Here is a 17,203-nt window from a genome sequence, read left to right as displayed (position 1 = left end):
CGTCTCTCTAGCTTCGCGATGCGTCTTTCGTCCCACTGGTGAGCGGGAGGAGTCGGCCGTGCGTCGACGTGTGCGGGGATTCGCGGTTGCCATCGTCTCGTTCGCATTCCTGGCGCCGGCCGTGTCGGCACGGGCCGCTGCCGACGGCAGGGCGGAACCACAGCCGCTGGAGCGGCTCTTCGACAGTACCGCGGTCAGCGACAACGCCCGTCCGGGCCTGGCGGACTTCGACGGCTACGGCGGCTCCCTGTCGGCCCAGGACCTGACGGCCGCGGGCTGGACGCCCGGCCGCGCACTCACCGTGCAGGGGGCCCGGCTGACGTGGCCGCGGCGGGTGCCGGGCGAGCCGGACAACGTACTGGCCGACGGACAGTCCGTGCGCGTCGGCGGACGCGGCGATGCGCTCGCCTTCCTGGTGGCGGGCACGGGCGGGGCCGGTGCGAGCGGCACGGGCTCGGTCTCGTACCGGGACCGCACCCGCTCCTCGTACGCACTGGCCGCTCCCGACTGGCGCGCCGGCCCGCTCGCCACGAAGGCGCTGGCACTGCCGCACATCAACACACCCGGCGGTCAACTCGCCGAGCAGGCCCGGCTGTACGTCGTGACGGTGCCGCTGGTCCGGGGGCTCCAGGTCGCCTCCGTGCAGTTGCCGCGGGCTGCCGGTCTGCATGTCTTCGCGCTGGCCGTGCGGACGTCGGACAGGGGCTGGACCGGGAGTTGGGCGGCGGCGACCTCCGGTATTCGGGCCGAGGGGCCGTGGAGCGACCGGACGGTGCGGCTGGTGGTGCACACGTCGGTGGGCGGGCCGCGGCTGCGGCTGCGGTTCGACAACACGTTCGCGGCGGCGCCGGTACGGATCGGCAGCGCGACGGTGGCCGTACAGAAGGCGGGGGCGACGGCGCGGGGCGTGCCGGTGCCGCTGTCCTTCCGGGGCGTGGCGGGGGCCGAGATCCCGGCCGGGGCACAGGTGTTCAGCGATCCGCTCCACTTCGCGGTGCCCTCGGACGCGAATCTGCTGGTCAGTTTCCATCTTCCCGGCCCGGTGGCGGCTGCGCCCGTGCACCAGCTCGCGGTGCAGCGGTCGTATGTGAGCGTGACGGGCGACCATGCGGCGGAGGGTTCCGGGGCGGCGTACACCACGGTCCTGACCAGGTGGCCGCTGCTGACCGGTGTGGACGTGGGGGGTGGGCCGGGGTCGGTGGTGCTGCTCGGGGACTCGATCACCGACGGGGACAAGTCCACGACGGACGCGAACCGGCGGTGGCCCAATGTGCTGGCCGCGCGGCTGCTGGCGCAGAATCTGGTCCCGCGCTACGGCGTGCTCAACCAGGGGATCTCCGGAAACCGTGTGGTCACCGACCGGTACCCCGGCGACGGGATCTCCACGGACATGGCCGGAGTCAGCGCCGTGCACCGGTTCGACAGGGATGTCCTCGCCCAGACCTCGGCGCGTACGGCGGTCGTCTTCGAGGGCGTGAACGACCTGCGGTCGCAGGCCACGGCGCAGCAGATCGTCGCGGGGCTGCGGGAGATCGCGGACCGCGGGCATGCACGAGGCCTGCGGATGCTGGCCGGCACGATCCTGCCCTGCGGGGGCGAGGCGCGGTGCACGGCTGGCGTCGAAGCGGAGCGCTCCGCGGTGAACGCGTGGATCCGGGGTGCCGGGGTGTTCGACGGCGTGCTCGACTTCGATGCGGCGTTGCGGGATCCGCAGCAGCCGGCTCGGATGCTGTCCGCGTACGACAGCGGGGATCATCTGCATCCGGGGGATGCGGGGCTCGCTGCGATGGCCCGGTCGGTGGATCTGCGGGCCTTGGTGCCGTGACCGCCTGGGGGCTGCGCCCCCAGACCCCGCTTCGGCCTCAACGGCCTCGTCCTCAAACGCCGGACGGGCTGAAGTGGCTGAAGTGAAGGTGATGCTCTACACGTCCAGGTCGACCACCACCGGTGCATGGTCCGACGCGCCCTTGCCCTTGCGCTCCTCGCGGTCGACGTAGGCGTCGGTGACCGCCTTGGCGAACGGCTCGTTGCCGTAGACCAGGTCGATGCGCATGCCGCGGTTCTTGGGGAAGCAGAGCTGGCGGTAGTCCCAGTACGTGAAGGGGTGCTCGTACTTGAGGGGGCGCGGGACCACGTCCGAGAGGCCGGCCTCGCGCAGGGAGGCCAGGGCCGCGCGCTCGGCCGGGGTGACGTGGGTGAGGCCCTCGAAGGCGGCCACGTCGTAGACGTCGTCGTCCGTCGGGGCCACGTTGTAGTCGCCGAGGACCGCGAAGGGGCGGCTGCCGGACGCGTCGCCGGCGACGGCGGCCTTGAGGGCCTCGAACCACTGGAGCTTGTACGCGTAGTGGGGGTGGTCCACCTCGCGTCCGTTCGGCACGTAGACCGACCAGACCCGGACGGGGCCGCATGTCGCCGAGATGGCGCGGGGCTCCTCGCTGCCGTCGTAACCGGGGTCGCCGGGCAGGCCCTTGACCACGTCCTTGAGGCCGACGCGGGAGAGCACCGCCACGCCGTTCCACCGGCCGGTGGCGTTCACCGCTGCCTCGTAGCCCGCCTCGCGCAGCTGGTCGAACGGGAACTGTTCCTCGGCCAGCTTGGCCTCCTGGAGGCAGAGCACGTCCGTGCCGCTGCTCTCCAGCCAGGCCAGGAGCCTCGGCAGGCGGGCGGTGATCGAGTTCACGTTCCAGGTCGCGATGCGCATGCCTCACAACCTACCGGGCGCGTCTGACAACGCCGCCTCGCCCGCTGTCCATGGGCCCCTGCTCAGACCTCTGCGGAGTCTCCCGGCGTCAGCCGCAGGTGTTCCGAGCCGCCGAGCGCGCCGATCTGGCGGTCGTAGACGGGGCGGGCGAGGTCGGTGAGGAGGGCGTCGTGGATGTCGTAGGCGCGCTGTGGCTTGACCTCGCGGACGTAGTCGATGACCTCGGAGATCTTGCTCCAGGGGGCCTGCACCGGGAGCATCAGCGTCTCGACCGGGTGGTCGGGGACGGTGAGGGCGTCGCCGGGGTGGAAGACCTTGCCGCCGTCGACGAGGTAGCCGACGTTCGTGATGCGCGGGATGTCCGGGTGGATGACGGCGTGCAGCTCGCCGTGGACCTGGATGTCGAAGCCCGCGGCGGTGAACGTGTCGCCGTGGCCGACGGTGTGCACTCGGCCCGGGAAGGCTGCCGAGATCTGCTCCGCGACGGAGGCCAGGGTCCAGATCTCGACGGCCGGGTCGGCTTCCATGGCTGCCCGCAGCCGGCCCTCGTCGAAGTGGTCGGGGTGCTCGTGCGTGACGAGGATCGCATCCGCGCCGATCGCGGCGTCCTGCTCGGAAAACCCGCCGGGGTCGAGGACGAGCGTGCGCCCGTCCTTCTCGAGACGGACGCAGGAGTGCGACTTCTTCGTGAGCTTCATGGCTCCCATCCTGCCCCGTTCTGGGGAACCTCGGGCAGCTGAGACAGGTGCTTTTGCTGCCCGGCTGACGATCACTCGGTGGGGGTCGTTTCCTCTCTTATGACCTGCTGGGCCACCTTGAACGCGCTGTTCGCCGCCGGCAGGCCGCAGTAGACGGCCGCCTGCATCAGCACCTCCTTGATCTCGCTCGGGGTGAGGCCGTTGCGCAGGGCGGCGCGGGTGTGGAAGGCGAGCTCGTCCAAGTGACCGCCCGCGACCAGCGCGGTGAGGGTCACGCAGCTGCGCGAGCGCCGGTCGAGGCCGGGGCGGTCCCAGATCTCGCCCCATGCGTACCGGGTGATGAACTCCTGGAAGTCGCCGGAGAACTCGTCCGCCTGCGCCAGCGCCCGGTCGACGTGTGCGTCACCGAGCACCTCACGGCGCACCTTGATCCCGGCGTCGTAGGGGTCGGGCCGTCCGTTCGTCGGTGGGGGCACGACGGGGGCCGGGGCGATCTCGGCGATCGGCGCGGGCTGCTGGGGCTGCGGGGGCGGTGCGAGCACGGGCTTGACGGGCGCAGCCGGGATGGCGATCTGCCCCGTGGACGACTCGACGTAGCCGGGCTGCCAGGCGGTGGAGAAGTGCCGGACCAGCAGATCGGTGACGGCGGCGGGCTGCTCGACCGGCACCAGATGGGAGGCGCCGGGGACGACGGCGAGGCGCGCGTCGGGTATGCCGGCGACCAGGGTGCGGGCCGCGGCGGGGCCGGTGACCTTGTCCTCCGAGCCGACGAGAACGAGGGTGGGCACGCCGACGCGGCCGAGCTCTGGCCGTACGTCGAACGCGGCCAGCGCCTCGCAGGCGGCGATGTAGCAGCCGGGGTCCGTGGTGCGGACCATCTGCACGGCCCAGTCGGTGATCGCGGGCTGTGCGGCGGCGAACCCGCCGGTGAACCAGCGGTCGGGGGAGGTACGGGCTATGGGGTCGAGCCCGTTCGTCCGCACTATCACCCCCCGCTGGCGGAACTCGTCGGCCGTGCCGAAGCGGGGCGAGGCGGCGATCACCGCGAGCGAGGCGAGCCGCTCCGGGTGGCGCAGGGCCAGCTCGAGACCGATCGCGCCACCGAGCGCGCAGCCCGCGTAGCCGAAGCGCTGCACGCCGAGCCCGTCGAGCGTGGCCAGCAGCCGGGAGGCGAGTTCACCCACCGAGCCCACCGGGTAGGCGGGCGCGCCGCCGTGCCCCGGCAGGTCGAAGCGGAAGACGCGCCACTGCTTCGCCAGCTCGGGCACCTGGCGGTCCCACATGTGCCAGGTCGTGCCGAGCGAGGGACCGAGGATGAGGACCGGGGCGTCTTCCGGGCCGTCGAAGCGGTACTGGAGGGCAGGGGTCTTCGTCTCACTCACTGCTCCACGCTAACCGCCTTTTCTTGCCTTCCGGACGTGGGGCCCCACGTCCTTACACCTGACTCCCGCGGATCAGCGGTGAACCCTCACACCGCCTTCACCGGATGCCGGGCGACCGTGTGCGAGGGGCCGGTTTGTCGGTGCGGCGGGCCGTGTGCGCCCTCTGCTTGTGCACTCTGCGTGTGACGGACCACTCAGAGGTCGTTCGGTGTGCCCAGGCCCGTGAGGGCGCCCACCGGGTCGAGGTCCGGGGTGCCGCGGGGCCACCAGTCGTCGTGGCCCGGCTCCGACTCGTAGGCGTACCACAGGCCGTCTCGGCCGAGGCGGAGCTGGACGTGGCCGCGAGGGTGGGTGAGGTGGTTGCGCCGGGGTCTGAAGGCGGGGAGGTCGGCGGCGAGGAGGAGGGGGCGGGCGCGGTCGAAGCGTCCGGCGGGCGGGTCCCAGGGTTCCTCGAGGACAGCGAGCCCTTCGAGGCCGCCCTGCCGCCAGGCGGCCACCGCTCGGGCCAGCTCGGCGGGGGTGCGGCCGGCGGCGGAGGCTAGCGAGGCGTAGAGGGCGCGGGTGCCGGCGGTGAGGCCGGAGCCGGGGCGGGCGGCGGCGAGCCGGACCGCGTCCTGCCACAGCGTCAGCTCCGCCACCGGGTCGCGGCCGGTGCTGAGCAGGGCGTGGGCGCGGGCGGCGGCGTCGGTCGCCAGCTGGTCCAGCGCGAAGGGGTCGGGGCCGCCCGGGGCCGCCGGGTAGACCGGGGGCTGCTCGGGGTGCGGCGGGACGGCCAACGGGGCCGGGAGCGGCGGAAGCCCGCGGGGCACGAGGGCTTCGGTGGCGCGGACGCCGGGGAGCGGGGCCGGTTGCTGCTCCTGGGCGGCGCGGGCCGCTCGGGCGGCGCTCAGCCGGGAGAGGGCGTCGAGCAGCTCGCGTTCCCCGCGGCCGCGCAGCAGGAGCAGTACGAAGGGGTCGGCGTCGAGCAGGCGTGCCGTCTGGTAGCAGAGGGCGGCGGCGTGTTTGCAGGGGTGGCCGTGGTCGGGGCAGCTGCAGTGCGGTTCGAGGTCGCGCGGGCCCGGCAGCAACGGCACTCCGCAGTCGGCGAGGGACTGGGGCAGCTCCTTGTCCAGCAGCGCCGCGATGTGCCCCGGCCGCTCGGCGGCGGCGTCCAGGAACCGCGCCCAGTCGGCGTCGTCCAGCGTGCGCAGCCGCACCTGCACGCGGTACGGGCGCGGGCGGCTGCCCTGCACATACGCGAGTACGAGTCCTGGCGTCACCGTGATGGCGTCCACATGGCCCTGCTCGGCGTAACTCCGGCCGCGTGCCAGCCGCTTGGCGTCCAGCGCCCCCTCTTCCAGCGCCGTGACCCAGGCGTTGCCCCACCACGTCTCCGCGAAGCGGGCGTCGGCCGGGGCGGCCGAGGGGCGGGACGCAGGGGCCGGGAACGCCGGGAAGGTGCGACGCAACTCGCCGTCGCGGGCGGGGGCGGCCATGGAGTGGGGGCGGGCCGGGGGCGGGGCGGACGGGGAGTCGGTGCCGAGGGGGGTCGAGGTGAGGGCGGAGCGCTCGGCGCCGGCCCGGTGTGCTTCGGCGTCGCTCCGCGTGAGTCCGGCCGCCTGCGGGGTTTCGCCCGAGGAAGTGGACGTCCGGGAAGCCGAACTCCCCTTCCAGGCAGTCCCGTTGTCATCCTGCGCCGCTCCGGGCCCGGTCGCCGAGGGAGGCATACGGAAGGCGTCGGCGAGCAATTCCCGCATGTCACGCGCCTGGACGCCGGAAGCACGGCGGGGCACCGCACCGCCTTGCATCCGGCCGGCCGCCGCACGCCTCGGCCGATGCCCGGCCTCGGTTCCCGCACGCTCAGCGTCCTCCAGGGCCTGCCGCGACTTCGCCCGCGCAGCACGCAACGCCTCACGCGCGACATCAGCAGGCCGCGCACCCGCACCCGCACCCTCGCCCTCCCCACCCGCAGTCCCCACATCGGACCCCGCACCGGCGCCACCCGCCTCCGGTGCCGCCGCAGGCAGCCCGGAGCTCGCCACCTCACCGGGCGAGCCCGACGAGGCAGGCCTCGGTGCGCGCAACGCCGCACGAGCCGCATCGGCGGGCCGCGCCTCGCCACTCTCGGGTGTCTTGGGTACCTCGGACGTCTCAGGTGCCTTGGAGGCCTGCTCGGGTTCGGGTGGCTGGTGTGCGGCATGCTCCTCCCGTTCCCGTGCCTCCCTGAGCGCCCGGCGGGCCTCGTCGGCCGGGCCCGGGGTCATGTCGGCCTCCGGAGAGACACCAGGTCGGTGAGTTCGCGGTCGGTCAGTTCGGTGAGGGCCGACTCGCCGGAGCCGAGGATGGCGTCGGCCAGGGCGCGCTTGGACTCCAGCATTTCGGCGATGCGGTCCTCGACCGTGCCCTCGGTGATGAGGCGGTGGACCTGGACGGGCTGGGTCTGGCCGATGCGGTAGGCGCGGTCGGTGGCCTGTTCCTCGACCGCCGGGTTCCACCAGCGGTCGAAGTGGATGACATGGCCTGCGCGGGTGAGGTTCAGGCCGGTGCCGGCCGCCTTCAGCGACAGCACCAGGACCGGGGTCGAACCGCCCTGGAAGCGGTCCACCATGCGTTCGCGCTCCGGGATCGGCGTACCGCCGTGGAGCAGGTCCACCGGGACCGCTCGGGAGGCCAGGTGCGCGGTGATCAGGCGGGCCATTCCGACGTACTGGGTGAAGACGAGCGCCGAGCCGTCCTCCGCCAGCAGCGTGTCCAACAGTTCGTCGAGGAGGGCGAGTTTGCCGGAACGGGCCAGTAGGCGGTCGGCCCGGGTCTGCTCCTCCTTGAGATACAGCGCGGGGTGGTTGCAGATCTGCTTCAGCGCGCCGAGCAGCTTGAGCACCAGGCCCCGGCGTGCGATGCCGTCCGAGGTCTCGATGGCCAGCATGGACTCCCGCACCACCGCCTCGTACAGGGCCGCCTGTTCGCGGGTGAGCGGCACGGGATGGTCCGTCTCCGTCTTGGGCGGCAGCTCGGGGACGATGCCGGGGTCGGACTTCTTGCGGCGCAGGAGGAAGGGACGGACCAGACGCGCGAGGCGGGTCACCGCCTCCTCGTCCTCGCCGTTCTCCACTGCACGCGCGTGCCGGGCGCGGAAGGATTTCAGGGGGCCGAGGAGTCCGGGTGTCGTCCAGTCGAGCAGGGCCCAGAGTTCGGAGAGGTTGTTCTCCACCGGGGTGCCGGTGAGGGCCACCCGCGCCGGGGACGGGATCGTGCGCAGGGCCTTCGCCGTCGCCGAGTAGGGGTTCTTCACGTGCTGTGCCTCGTCCGCGACGACCATGCCCCAGTGCTGTTCGGCCAGTCGTGGTGCGGTCGTCCGCATCGTGCCGTAGGTGGTGAGGACGAAGCCGCCCGTCACGTCCTCCAGGGTGCGGTCCGGGCCGTGGAAGCGGCGGACGGGGACGCCGGGCGCGAACCGGGTGATCTCCCGCTGCCAGTTGCCGAGCAGGGAGGCCGGGCAGACGACCAGGGTCGGTTCGCTGCGGGCGCGCTTCAGGTGCAGCGCGATGAGGGTGATCGTCTTGCCGAGCCCCATGTCGTCGGCGAGGCAGCCGCCCAGGCCGAGGGAGGTCATGAGGTCCAGCCAGGCCAGGCCCCGGAGCTGGTAGTCGCGGAGGGTGGCGTGCAGGTCCGGGGGCGGCTCGGCGGGGCGCACCCCGGCCGTCAGGCGCTCGCGCAGGGCCGCCAGGGCGCCGACCGGCACCGCCTCGACCGTCTCGCCGTCCACCTCCGCGCTGCCGCTGAGTGCGACGGAGAGCGCGTCGACCGGGTCGAGCAGGCCCAGTTCGCGCTTGCGGGCCTTGCGGACCAGGGCGGGGTCGACCAGGACCCATCGGTCCCGCAGGCGCACCACCGGGCGGTGGGCCTCGGCGAGGGAGTCCATCTCGGCCTCGCTGAGCGGGTCGCCGCCGAGCGCCAACTGCCAGCGGAACTGGAGGAGTTCCTCGCTCTCGAAGAAGCCGGTGCCGTCGGTCGCGGAGCCCGGCGCGGGCCGTACCACCGCGGCCGCACTCAGGTCCTGGGCCAGGTCCCGGGGCCAGTGCACGGCGACCCCGGCCGCCGCGAGCCGGGTCGCCGCCACGCCGAGCAGTTCGCCCAGCTCCTCGTCGTACAGTGCCAGGACATCGGGCACGTCCTGTTCGGCGAGCCGGTCCAGCGGCGGCCAGATGCGGGCCGCCCGCCGCACGGCGAGCGCCGCGTCCACGCGCGCGCGTGGGCCGAACGCCGCGTCCGCCTCGCCCGCCCACAGGGCCGCCGCGTCGGCGATCAGCGTGGGATCGGCGAGGCTGTGCACCTGGACGATCGCGGCGCCCGCGGTGCGCACGCCCTCCTCGCCGTCGAACAGCTCGTACGCCGACAGGTCGAGGCGGAGCGAGATGCGCACGCCCGCGTCCATGCCGGCGGCGACCTCGGCGGCCCAGTCGTGGGCGTCGGGCAGGCGCTGCGGGCGGCGGGCGGCGAAGGGCCTGCCGGAGGCGTGCGGTGCGGCGGGGGTGCGGGGGAGGGTGTCGGCGACCGCGTCCAGGAAGGAGCGCATCAGCGCCTCCGGCTCGGGCAGCCGGAGCGGGCCCGGTCCGGGCAGCGGGACCGCATGGCCCTCGTACGGCAGGGCCGCGGCGACCGACCGGATGTGCGCGATGTCCTCCGGGTCCAGGGGGCCGGCCCGCCAGGCGTCGTGGCCGGCCGCCGTCAGGCCGGGCAGCAGGCGTCCGCGGGCGATGAGCCGCAGTGCGTGCAGTGCGGCCGCGCCCCAGCAGGCGGTGGCGGGGTGTGCGGCCGGGTCGCGCCGGGCGCGGACGAGGTGGGGCAGGGCCTCGCCGACCGGGAGGGAGAGCGCGGGGGCGGTCCTGCGCCGCACTCCCGCGCCATGCCGTCGTACGACGGTGAGCTCTGTGTCCCCGGCGGTCAGTGGGCCGCCCTCCGGGTCCCAGAAGGCGATCCGGCCGTCCCTCGGCAGCGGGGCGGGCAGGAAGACGGCGGCGAGTCGGACAGGCACGGACTCCCCCGCACCCGGCTCACGCTCCCCCGCTCGCCCGGCCACTGCAGCCGTGTCGCCCATACGACCTGTCACCTCCCGCCCCTGTGTCGGATCAGACGTCTTCGACTCTACGGGCGGGGTCTGACAATCGGTCCCGGCGACGGTCCCGGGACCCGTTCCGTCACGGAACCGCGCGGGAGACGACGTAGAAGAACGGGTTCTTCGGGTCGGAGAGGTTCACGACCACGTCCTGCGTCGGCTTCGGGTTCTTCTGCTTGTGGACGAGGCCGTACCAGGGGCCGGTGCGGGTGAACTCCCAGCCGGTGATCTTCTGGTCGCGTGCGCTGATGGTGATGGCGTCCCGCTTCAGATCGGCGCGGGTGACGCCCATGTCGTGGAGGAAGACGTCGAGGTTGCGGACGGGGGTCTGGAACTGGACGTAGAGACGGCTGGTCTTCCAGTTGTTCGTCTCGTAGGAGGCGACCTTGCCCGACGGGTGCGGCATCGGCACCTGGTAGAGACGGCGCTGCACCTTCGACGGCCAGCCCTTGGTCAGGCCGGTCGCCGCGTACTTGGCCTCCTTGTCCTTGCCGCTGTCGCGGCTCTGGTTGGCGGAGATCACCAGGTAGCCGGCCGGGACTCCGATGAGCAGCACGATGATGAGCAGGGTCAGCGCCCTGCGGCGGATCTTGTGCCGGCGGTCCTCGGTCGGCCGGGGCGGCTCGTCCGGGGGCAGAGCCTGACGGGGCAGCGAGGCGGTCATGCGGTGTCCTGGGTGGAGCGGCGGGTCTCGGCGTACCGCTCGTAGCGCTCGTACCGCTCGACCCGGCGTCGCTTGGCGCGGCGGAAGCGGCGGGCGACGAGACGGGCGAGGTCGGCGGCGCCGACCATGCCGGCCTCGGGGCCGAGCTGGGCGCGCGCGATACGGGCCTCGGGACGGTAGCCGCGGCCGGTGAGCTGGCGCTTGAAGGCGTCCCGCGCGGGGCCGATGAGCAGGTCGTCGGCGGCCGAGACGCCGCCGCCGATCACGAAGCAGGACGGGTCCAGGGCGGCCGCCAGGTTCGCGATGCCGACGCCGAGCCACTGGCCGATGTCCTGCAGCAGCTCGATGCACATCGCGTCGCCCTCACGGGCCAGCTCGGTGATCATCGGGCCGGTGATGTCGGCGATGTTGCCATTGACGTGCTCGATGATCCCGTACGCCACCGGGGAGTCGGCGGCGGCCAGCTCCTTGGCCTCTCGGACCAGCGCGTTTCCGGAGCTGTACTGCTCCCAGCAGCCGCGGTTGCCGCACGGGCAGCGGTGACCGCCGGGCACGACCTGCATATGGCCGAACTCGCCGGCGACACCGTACTTGCCGCGCTTGACCTGACCGTCCTCCAGGATCGCGCCACCGATACCGGTGCCCAGCGTGATCATGACCAGGTGGTCCTCGCCCCGGCCCGCGCCGAAACGCCACTCGGCCCAGGCGGCGGAGTTGGCGTCGTTGTCGACCAGGACGGGGACGGCGAGGCGGCCGGCGAGACGGTCGCGCAGGGGCTCGTTGCGCCACGACAGGTGGGGGGCGAACAGGATGCGGTTGCGGTCGGCGTCGACCCAGCCGGCCGCGCCGATGCCGACCGCGTGCACGTCGTGCCGGTCGGAGAGGTCCAGGACCAGTTCGACGATGGTGTCCTCGACGACCTTGGGGCTCTTGGACTTGTCCGGGGTCTCCGCGCGGAGCTTCTCCAGGATGTTGCCGTCGGCGTCGACGACGCCCGCCATCACTTTTGTGCCGCCGATGTCGATGCCGACCGTTGGCACACGGGGTGCGGTCAGGTGGGAGCGGCGCTCCCGGGTGCCGACCGTGCGGAGCGCCGGTGCTCGGCGGGAGCCTATGGGGGCGGTGAAGTTGCCGTAGGTGCTCATCAAGGCCCGATTCTGCCTCAACGTGACTCTGGGTGCTGTGCGGGGGAGCGACGGGGGGTGCGCGATGTGTGCCGGGTGCGGGTACTTCGTGGCTGGTCGCGCAGTTCCCCGCGCCCCTCAAAAGCATGGCGGTGCAGTTCACGCCGGGCACATTGTCCTGACATTGCGACCAACTCGACAAGGGAACGCAAACTGGTCAGTGCCGCAACAAGGCGGTACTCATGACCGTACTAGCAGCTGGAACTCGAAGGAGTAGCGCGTCGGCCGGTAGGTGTGGGTGCCGTACTCGACCGCCCTGCCCGTGTCGTCGAAGGTGACGCGCTGCATGGTGAGCAGGGGGGCGCCTTCGGTTTCGGCGAGGCGCTCGGCCTCGGCGGCGGTGGCGCCGCGGGCGCCGATCGTCTGGCGGGCGCTGTGCAGGGTGATTCCGGCGGCGCGCATCATGCGGTAGAGGCCCGTCGCCTCCAGCTGCGCGGTGTTCAGGTCGAGCAGGCCCGGCGGGATGAAGTTGCACAGGTACGCCATCGGCTCGCCGTGCGCGAGGCGGAGGCGTTCCACCCGGTGCACGTCGCTGTCCTCGGCCACATTGAGGGCGGCGGCGACCTCGGCGGTCGCCGGGACGACCGTGTTGACGAGCACCCTGGTCGCGGGGCGCTGGCCGGCCGCCTCCAGGTCGTCGTAGAGGCTGGAGAGCTCCAGGGGGCGTTTGACCTGGCTGTGCACGACCTGCGTGCCCACGCCGCGGCGGCGCACCAGGAGGCCCTTCTCGACGAGGGACTGGATGGCCTGGCGGACGGTGGGCCGGGACAGGCCGAGCCGGGCGGCCAGCTCGATCTCGTTGCCCAGCAGGCTGCCGGGGGTGAGCGCCCCGTGCTCGATCGCCGCTTCGAGCTGCTGGGACAGCTGGAAGTACAACGGCACCGGAGAACTCCGGTCCACACTGAGCTCGAGCGACACGGTCGGGTCCACTTCTGGTTTCGGCACGGGCCGAGCGTAGCTCCACGAGTTGTTGACGGGAAGTTGTGTAGTTCGATTGTCCGGACATATGCATTGACAGCGTACGCACTGAACCCTCACTTTGTTTCCATGCGCATCGGGGTCATCGGTACGGGGCGAATCGGCACCATTCATGCGAACACGCTCAGCCGCAACCGTGAGGTGGGGTCGCTGATCCTCACGGATGTGGATCCGGCGCGGGCCCAGGAGCTCGCGCTTCGCCTCGGGGAGACGGCGGCGCCGGGCGTGGACGAGATCTTCAAGTGGGGTGTGGATGCCGTGGTGATCACCACGGCGACGTCGGCCCATGCCGAACTGATCGGTCGGGCAGCACGCTCGGGGCTGCCGGTGTTCTGCGAGAAACCGATAGCGCTCGATCTGCCCGGCACGTTGCACGCCATCTCGGAGGTCGAGGCGGCCGGGACGATTCTGCAGATGGGGTTCCAGCGCCGCTTCGACCCGGGCTACACGGGCGCGCGCGACGCGGTGTCCTCGGGCCGGCTCGGGCGGTTGCACACCGTCCGGGCGCTGACGTCCGACCAGGCTCCTCCCGCGCCCGGGTGGCTGCGGCTGTCCGGCGGGCTGTACCGGGACGCACTGATCCACGACTTCGATGCGCTGCGCTGGGTGACCGGGCACGAGGTCGTCGAGGTCTACGCGGCCGGGTCGGACGCGGGGCCGCCGATGTTCCGGGAGGCGGGTGACGTGGACACGGGAGCCGCGCTGCTCACGCTCGACGACGGCACCCTCGCCACGGCCACGGCGACGCGGCTGAACGGCGCCGGCTACGACGTCCGCATGGAGCTGGCCGGGGAGCTCGACCAGATCGTCGTCGGCCTGGACGACCGTACGCCGATCGCCTCCACGGAGCCGACCGGGCCGCCGGCCGCGGACAAGCCCTGGTCCGGCTTCCTGGAGCGCTTCGGACCTGCCTACGAGGCCGAGCTGGCCGCGTTCGTCGAGGTCGTCCTCGGACAGCGGGCCAACCCCTGCGACGGCCGCGAGGCCCTCCAGGCGCTGCGGATCGCCGAGGCCTGCGAGGTGTCCAGACGGGAGCGCAGACAGGTGGCGCTCGCGGAGATTCCGGGCCGAGCCGAGTCCGCGTTCAGGTGAGCGGCCGTAACGCGTGACCGGTCGTAGCGCATAACCGGTCGTAACGCAGCCCAGCCCCCATGGCTACCAGCGCACCGGCAGGCTGCGCACCCCGCGCATCAGCATGCCGGGGAGCCAGTCGCCGGGCGGGGCGTCGAGGGCCAGGCCGGGGGCGCGCTCCAGGAGGGTGCGTATTGCCGTGCGGGCTTCGAGGCGGGCCAAGGGGGCGCCCAGGCAGTAGTGGATGCCGTGGCCGAAGGCCAGGTGGCCGCGGGTGTCGCGGCGGATGTCGAAGCGGTCCGGGGCGGGATAGCGCAGTCCGTCACGGTCGGCGGCGGTGAGACCGACCATCACGAAGTCGCCCTTCTCGACCTGTGTGCCGCCGATCTCCAGGGGCTCGGCGGCGAACCGGAACGTGGCGTTCTCCACCGGCCCTTCGTAGCGCAGCGCCTCCTCGACCGCGCCGTCGACCAGGCTCAAGTCGGCCTGCAGGGCGGCGAGTTGGGCCGGGTGCGTGAGCAGGGCGTGGACGGCGCTGCTGATGAGGTTGACCGTCGTCTCGTGCCCCGCGATGAGCAGGATGAAGGCCATGCCGCGCAGCTCGCCCGGGGAGAGCCGGTCGCCGTCCTCGGCGGTGGTGCGGATCAGGTCGCTGAGCAGGTCGCCGCCCGGTCCGGCGCGCCGCTTGTCCTCGATGAGCTCGGTGAGGTACTCGGCGAGCCGGACGAACGCGTCGTGTTCTCGGTCCGCGTCGGTCGGCGCGACGGCCTCCGTCGACATTTTGCGGAACTCCGTGCGGTCCATCTCCGGTACGCCGAGCAGTTCGCAGATGACGGTGATCGGCAGCGGGTAGGCGAAGGAGTCCACGAGGTCGGCGCGGCCGTGCGGCAGCATCGCGTCGAGCAGTTCGTCGGTGATCTCCTGGATCCTGGGCCGCAGTTCCTCGACGCGGCGCATGGTGAACGCCCGCGAGACGAGTGCGCGCAGTCGCGTGTGCTGGGGCGGGTCGGCTCCGAGCAGGTACTTCCCGATCAGCTCCTCGTCGAGGAACAGCATGCCGATCCTGCTGCCGTCCTTGGCCAGCCGCGGGTCGGCGAGCGCCGTGCGCGCCTCCTCGTACCCGACGACGAGCCAGGTCTCGTGGTGCTGGTCGGGCACGGGCAGCCGCACCCGGTGCACCGGCCCCCGCTCGCGCAGTCGCGCGTACACCGGATGAGGGTCCGTGCGGAACCCGTCGCCGAACTCCCCCAGGTCGATCACTTCCGCCATTCTCTGCCTGCCCTCCCCCGTCCCCCGCCGGGTTCTCTCCCGGTGCATGGAGAACGCACGGGGAGCCCCGCCAGTGCCCTTGGCGAAGTCCGGTGCGGTTTCGCGCCCCGTTCTAAGGGGCGCGGTCCCCTTCCGCTCCGTCCAGAAGCCCCGCGTCGTACGCCAACAAGGCGATCTGCACACGGTTGTTGAGGTCGAGCTTGGCCAGGATGCGGGAGACGTGGGTCTTGACGGTGGCGACGCTCATGAAGAGCGTGGCGGCGATCTCGGCGTTGGACAGGCCGCGGCCGACCGTGACGGCGACCTCCCGTTCGCGGTCGTTGAGGGCGTCGATGCGCACGCGCGCGTGCGTGCGCCGGGTGTCGGCGCCGGAGCCCACGGCGTGCTCCATCAACTGCCGTGTGACGGTGGGCGACAGCACGGGGTCGCCGACCGCGACCCGGCGCACGGCGTCGACGATCTCGGCGGGCGGGGTGTCCTTGAGGACGAATCCGGCGGCACCCGCGCGCAGGGCGCGCAGCACCTGTTCGTCGGCGTGGAAGGTGGTGAGGACCACGACCTGCGGGGCGTCCTTGCGTTCCCGCAGCCGCTCGGTGGCCGTGAGGCCGTCCACCGACGGCATCCGGATGTCCATGAGGACCACGTCGGGGCGGGTGCGGTCGACGAGTTCCTCGACCTCGGCGCCGTCGGCGGCCTGCCCGACGATCTCGATGTCGTCGGCGCCGCCCATCATCAGGGACAGCCCGGCCCGCACCAGGGGGTCGTCGTCGACGAGGAGCAGTCTGATCGCAGTCATGGGCCTTACGTAATCACGGTGGGCGGGGCCGCCGCGCGGGGTTGCCTCAACCCCACGGCAGCCAGGCCCGCACCCGGAACCCGCCGTCCGCCTCCGCCCCGTGCTCGAGTCGGCCGCCGGTCAGGGTGGCCCGTTCCGTCAGCCCGATCAGCCCCTGCCCGGAACCGGGCACGGCGGGCACGTCCCCCTCCGGGGCGGGATTTCGTACGTCCACGACCAGACCCTCGCCCGGGGTGCCCGTGACGGAGACGGTGACCTCCGTGCCGGGGGCGTGTTTGCGGGCGTTGGTCAGGGCCTCCTGGGCGATGCGGTACGCGGTGCGGCCGACGGAGGACGGGACGGCGGCGGGGTCGGTGACGCGGTTCGCGAGGGTGACCTTCATGCCGGCCTCGCGGCACTCGGCGACCAGCCCGTCCAGCGCGGCGAGCGTCGGCTGGGGGCGGCCCGCGTCGTCGGGCTCGCCCGCGCGCAGGACGCCGATGATCTCCCGCAGGTCCTGCAGGGCCTCGTGCGCGCTCTCGCGGATGACGCCGGCCGCCCGCGCGATCTCCTGCTGGGGTGCGTCGGGCCGGAACTCCAGGGCGCCCGCGTGCACGCTCAGCAGGGTCAGCCGATGCGCCAGGACGTCGTGCATCTCGCGGGCGATGGCCTCGCGGGCGAGCCGCTGTGCCTGCTCGGCACGCAGCTGCGCCTCCGTCTCGGCCCGCCGGGCGCGGTCGCGCAGGCTCACCATGAGCTGGCGCTTGGACCGTACGAACATGCCCCAGCCGATGACGGTGAGGGTGAACAGCTCAGTGAACGCAACCGCGCCCGCGTACGGCAGATCGGGGTCCGGGCGCAGCCAGAAGAACAGCGGGATCAGCGCGAGGGAGACGCCGCCGATCCAGGCGACGTACCGGAAGGGCCGGTGCACGGCGAGGGTGAAGATGACGACCATGCCGGCGCCGCCCGCTGTGTTGGACAGCAAGCCGACGGGGATCATCGCGACGGCGAGCCCCAGCGGCCAGCGGCGGCGGGCCCACACCGCCGCGCAGGCCAGCGCACCGAGCAACTGGTCGACGACGGCGAGGGCGTGGGGGGTGTGCGTGTCGTTGTGCAGGGTGTCCGCGGCCGCCAGACCGATGGCCACGGCGAGCAGGAAGCACGTGAAGTCGACGACCCAGTCCCGCACGGTGCGCCGGGGCCGCCCGGACCGCCCGGCGTCGGGGTCGATCTCGTGCAGCAGGGCAGACGGAAACAACCATCTGCGGCCGATGACCACCGCGGCGGCCGGCGTCGGCTTGTCATCCCTCACGGGCGACAAATCTACGCAGTGCGGCGGGCCGTCACCGCTCCATGAGGGGGATCCCCTACCAAAGTCGCACC

General features: G+C 72.8%; 13 protein-coding genes. 2 read left to right on the top strand and 11 right to left on the bottom strand.

The genetic code is table 11. The features are described from left to right. Nucleotides 1-58: 58 nt before the first annotated feature. Nucleotides 59-1,825, top strand: a complete 1,767-nt coding sequence (locus ACFY10_RS11445; protein WP_390664825.1) for an SGNH/GDSL hydrolase family protein — start codon at nucleotides 59-61, stop codon at nucleotides 1,823-1,825. Nucleotides 1,826-1,921: 96 nt separating this feature from the next. On the opposite strand, the gene ACFY10_RS11440 is transcribed toward ACFY10_RS11445, so the two are convergent. The 8 genes from ACFY10_RS11440 to ACFY10_RS11405 all read right to left on the bottom strand — a co-directional run bounded on the left by ACFY10_RS11440 (nucleotide 1,922) and on the right by ACFY10_RS11405 (nucleotide 12,642). After that, on the bottom strand, nucleotides 1,922-2,701 hold the full coding sequence (locus tag ACFY10_RS11440; protein ID WP_390664824.1) for an exodeoxyribonuclease III: 780 nt from the start codon (nucleotides 2,699-2,701) through the stop codon (nucleotides 1,922-1,924). A 62-nt stretch (nucleotides 2,702-2,763) separates the two neighbouring features. Next, complete coding sequence (locus ACFY10_RS11435; protein WP_390664823.1) at nucleotides 2,764-3,399, bottom strand: MBL fold metallo-hydrolase; 636 nt, start codon at nucleotides 3,397-3,399, stop codon at nucleotides 2,764-2,766. A gap of 71 nt (nucleotides 3,400-3,470) precedes the next feature. After that, complete coding sequence (gene pcaC / locus ACFY10_RS11430) at nucleotides 3,471-4,781, bottom strand: 4-carboxymuconolactone decarboxylase (RefSeq protein WP_390664822.1); 1,311 nt, start codon at nucleotides 4,779-4,781, stop codon at nucleotides 3,471-3,473. Nucleotides 4,782-4,975: 194 nt separating this feature from the next. Then, nucleotides 4,976-7,024: an SWIM zinc finger family protein gene (locus ACFY10_RS11425; protein ID WP_390664821.1), complete on the bottom strand. Its 2,049-nt coding sequence runs from the start codon at nucleotides 7,022-7,024 to the stop codon at nucleotides 4,976-4,978. Further along, the gene (locus tag ACFY10_RS11420; RefSeq protein WP_390664820.1) at nucleotides 7,021-9,858 is read right to left on the bottom strand and encodes an SNF2-related protein; all 2,838 of its coding nucleotides are present in this window, start codon (nucleotides 9,856-9,858) and stop codon (nucleotides 7,021-7,023) included. Before ACFY10_RS11420 ends, ACFY10_RS11425 begins: the two co-directional genes overlap by 4 nt. A gap of 100 nt (nucleotides 9,859-9,958) precedes the next feature. After that, on the bottom strand, nucleotides 9,959-10,540 hold the full coding sequence (locus ACFY10_RS11415; protein ID WP_390664819.1) for a sugar kinase: 582 nt from the start codon (nucleotides 10,538-10,540) through the stop codon (nucleotides 9,959-9,961). Next, nucleotides 10,537-11,685, bottom strand: coding sequence for an ROK family glucokinase (locus ACFY10_RS11410; RefSeq protein WP_390664941.1), 1,149 nt, complete (start codon nucleotides 11,683-11,685; stop codon nucleotides 10,537-10,539). Before ACFY10_RS11410 ends, ACFY10_RS11415 begins: the two co-directional genes overlap by 4 nt. Before the next feature lie 219 nt (nucleotides 11,686-11,904). Then, on the bottom strand, nucleotides 11,905-12,642 hold the full coding sequence (locus ACFY10_RS11405) for a GntR family transcriptional regulator (RefSeq protein WP_390664940.1): 738 nt from the start codon (nucleotides 12,640-12,642) through the stop codon (nucleotides 11,905-11,907). Nucleotides 12,643-12,771: 129 nt separating this feature from the next. Between ACFY10_RS11405 and ACFY10_RS11400 the strand changes: the two genes are divergently transcribed. Beyond that, nucleotides 12,772-13,794 (top strand): Gfo/Idh/MocA family oxidoreductase, encoded by a 1,023-nt coding sequence (locus ACFY10_RS11400; RefSeq protein ID WP_390664818.1) that lies wholly within the window; start codon nucleotides 12,772-12,774, stop codon nucleotides 13,792-13,794. Between the two features lie 63 nt (nucleotides 13,795-13,857). Here the strand turns inward: ACFY10_RS11400 and ACFY10_RS11395 are convergent, their stop codons facing one another. The 3 genes from ACFY10_RS11395 to ACFY10_RS11385 form a co-directional block, all read right to left on the bottom strand. Continuing rightward, complete coding sequence (locus ACFY10_RS11395; protein ID WP_390664817.1) at nucleotides 13,858-15,042, bottom strand: cytochrome P450; 1,185 nt, start codon at nucleotides 15,040-15,042, stop codon at nucleotides 13,858-13,860. A gap of 112 nt (nucleotides 15,043-15,154) precedes the next feature. Continuing rightward, complete coding sequence (locus tag ACFY10_RS11390) at nucleotides 15,155-15,838, bottom strand: response regulator (protein WP_390664816.1); 684 nt, start codon at nucleotides 15,836-15,838, stop codon at nucleotides 15,155-15,157. Nucleotides 15,839-15,884: 46 nt separating this feature from the next. Next, nucleotides 15,885-17,132: a histidine kinase gene (locus ACFY10_RS11385; RefSeq protein WP_390664815.1), complete on the bottom strand. Its 1,248-nt coding sequence runs from the start codon at nucleotides 17,130-17,132 to the stop codon at nucleotides 15,885-15,887. Nucleotides 17,133-17,203: the final 71 nt, after the last annotated feature.

Origin of the sequence: Streptomyces sp. NPDC001401 (assembly GCF_042895385.1) — a bacterium.
In the GTDB taxonomy this organism is placed as follows: Bacteria; Actinomycetota; Actinomycetes; order Streptomycetales; family Streptomycetaceae; genus Streptomyces.
Note: the sequence above shows the minus strand (reverse complement) of the source record. Positions and strands in the feature narration are given on the sequence as shown.